Source organism: Acidovorax sp. KNOB132 (assembly GCF_057541515.1).
Genome location: NZ_BAAJYT010000353.1, coordinates 1 through 3024 on the forward strand (window position 1 = coordinate 1; position 3024 = coordinate 3024).

Sequence of the window (3024 nt, forward strand, 5' to 3'; positions counted from 1 at the left end):
GCGCAGCCGCGACCGAGGCAAGCCGCCGCACGCGGCCCGACGGCACCACCGCCGCCACGGCCCCCAGCAGCCCGCCCAGCGCCGCCGCCGCATAGGCGGCCAGCGGCCACAACGTCGCCTGCGTGAGCTGCAGCGCCGCTCCCGCGAGCACCCCGGCCAGCCACCAGGGCCAGCGCCAGGGGCGCGCCATGGCAGGCGTGGCAAGTACGGCAGAGGCGGGAGACGGCTGCGGCATGCGCGCATGCTAATGGCGGTCGACGGCAGCGTTTCCTTTTCGCTACAGCCCGGTGCTTTCCGCCTATTGGCATAGCCCAACTTCATGGCCAATCTAGGGTCGATTCACCTTTACTTTTACAGAATGTTGCTTATCATTTGAATCATATTTATCAAATAACCCATTTGGAGTGCCCTATGTCGCTGCGAAATCTCACCGTCAAAGCCCAGTTGACGCTTTCCTTCGGGGTGCTGGCCTTGCTCGTACTGCTGGCCTCCAGCGTGGCGGTGTGGGGGCTGAACGGGGCTAACGAGAACTTCAGCGATTACGTGCACGGCGTGGCCGCCCGCGCCAAGCTGTCCGAGCAGATACGCATGGCGGTGGACCGCCGGGCCATCGCGGCCCGCAACCTGGTGCTGGTGAAGAGCGATGCCGACGTGGCGGTGGAGAAGGCGGCGGCGATCGAGGCGCACAAGGACGTGCAGGCCAACATGGCCAAGCTGAAAGACATGGTCAGCCACGGCGAGGTCCCCCCGGCCATCAGGACCCTGGTGGGTGAGATCGACAAGGTGGAGCAGGCCTACGGCACCGTGGCCCTGGACATCATCAACCTGGCCGTGTCGGGCCAGCGTGAGCAGGCCACCACCAAGATGAACGCGGAATGCCGCCCCCTGCTGGCCGCGCTGATCGCCAAGACGAACGAATACTCGCTCGCCACGGACCAGCGGGCGGCCGCCATGGTCAAGGAGGCGGAGGCCGAGTTCCGGTGGCAGCGGTCCCTGCTGCTGGGCGCCTGCCTGCTGGCCTTCGCCGCAGCGGCCATCGCCGGCGTGCTGATCACGCGCAGCCTCACCCGCTCGCTGGGCGCAGAGCCCTCCGAACTGAGTTCCGCGGCCCAGCGCGTGGCGCAGGGCGACCTGTCCGACATGGCAGGCCTGTCCAACGCCCTGCCCGGCAGCGTGCTGGCCTCGCTGGGCACCATGCAGCAGAGCCTGGTGTCCATCGTGGCGGAGGTGCGCAACGCCAGCGACTCCATCGCCACCGGATCGATGGAAATCTCCACGGGCAACACCGACCTGAGCCAGCGCACCGAAGAACAGGCCAGCGCGCTGGAGCAGGTGGCATCGACCATGGAACAGTTCAGCACCACGGTGCGCAACAACGCCGACAACGCCAAGCAGGCCGATCAGCTGGCCCAGGACGCGACCACGGTGGCCACCCAGGGCGGCGGCGTGGTGACCCAGGTGGTCAAGACCATGAAGGACATCAACGACAGCTCGCGGCAGATCTCCGACATCATCGGCGTGATCGACGGCATCGCCTTCCAGACCAACATCCTCGCCCTGAACGCCGCCGTGGAAGCGGCCCGGGCCGGCGAGCAGGGCCGGGGCTTTGCCGTGGTGGCCTCCGAGGTGCGCAGCCTGGCCGGCCGTTCGGCCGACGCCGCCAAGCAGATCAAGGGCCTGATCGGCACCAGCGTGGAGCGGGTGTCGCAGGGCTCCGAACTGGTGGACGAGGCTGGCCGCACGATGCAGGAAGTGGTCGGCGCGATCCAGCGCGTGACTGAAATGGTGGCGCAGATCCGCGGTGCCAGCGCCGAGCAGAGCGCTGGCGTCGGGCAGATCAGCCAGGCCATCAGCCAGATCGACCAGACCACGCAGCAGAACGCCGCGCTGGTGGAGGAAAGCGCCGCCGCCGCGCAGAGCCTGGAGCAGCAGACGCGCCGGCTGGTGGACGCGGTCGCGATCTTCAAGCTCGATGCCCAGGCCGTGCTGTCCGCCCCCGGCCAGCCCGCCCTGCGCAGCCCCGCCAAGGCCGCCCTGCCCCCGGCCTTCCAGCCACGCCGCCCGGCCATCGCCTGAGCGGGCGGCCACGGGATGACCGATCCCGGCGCGTGAGCGGGACCGGCGCGCCCCAGGTGCCGGCGCCGCCGCGAGGAACGGCGAACGCAGAGAACCGCCAGCCGGTTGTGCAACACTTGCGCGCTGCGCCGCAGGCCCCCGGGGCTTGCGGCCTTTTTCTGCCTTCTCACTCCTCCCGTTGCCAAGGAACACCATGAGCGTTTACGACAAGCTGAAAGAACTCGACATCACCCTGCCCCCCGTCTCGGTCCCCGCCGCGGCCTACGTGCCCTACGTGCAGACCGGCAACCTGGTGTTCCTGAGCGGACACATCGCGCGCAAGGATGGCAAGCCCTGGGCCGCGCAGTTCGGCCGCAGCATCACCACCGAAGAAGGCAAGGCGGCCGCGCGGGCCGTGGCCATCGACCTGCTGGGCACGCTGCATGCGGCCACCGGTGGCGACCTGAACCGGGTCAAGCGCATCGTCAAGGTGATGAGCCTGGTCAATTCGACGGGCGAGTTCACCGAACAGCATCTGGTGACCAACGGCGCGAGTGAACTGTTCGGCCAGGTGTTCGGCGACCGGGGCGTGCACGCCCGCAGCGCCTTCGGCGTGGCGCAGATCCCCATGGGTGCGTGCGTCGAAATCGAATTGATCGCCGAACTGGGCTGATCGCGCGCCCTCGTTGGCGCAAGGGGTGGCTGGCGCAGGCCTGGGCCTGGGGCACCCACCCCGTCGAGACCGGGACCTGCCCGCGCTGCGGGTCACCCCTGCTTTCGAAGGCCATCCCGCGATGGCCCCACGGCCGGCAGCCCCCTGATGCATCGGGGGCGTCGCAGCCGGTGCGTGTCAATGATTCCCTAGAACGACGTCCAGTCATCGTCCCCACCGCCCGCCGTCGCGCGCGCTGCGGCTGCGGGCTTCGGGGCAGGCGCGCTGCCCTTCGGTGGGGGGCGGACTGGCAGGCG

General features: G+C 69.1%; 2 protein-coding genes and 1 pseudogene. 2 read left to right on the forward strand and 1 reads right to left on the reverse strand.

Going from position 1 to position 3024, the window contains the following annotated elements:
- A pseudogene (locus tag AC27IO_RS22330) lies at positions 1-235 on the reverse strand (hypothetical protein); the annotation flags it as partial.
- A 176-nt stretch (positions 236-411) separates the two neighbouring features.
- Here AC27IO_RS22330 and AC27IO_RS22335 point away from each other — a divergent pair.
- Entirely contained in the window at positions 412-2076 is a 1665-nt protein-coding gene (locus AC27IO_RS22335) for a methyl-accepting chemotaxis protein (protein WP_498740823.1), read from the forward strand.
- A 193-nt stretch (positions 2077-2269) separates the two neighbouring features.
- Complete coding sequence (locus AC27IO_RS22340) at positions 2270-2728, forward strand: RidA family protein (protein WP_284430151.1); 459 nt, start codon at positions 2270-2272, stop codon at positions 2726-2728.
- Positions 2729-3024 lie beyond the last annotated feature (296 nt).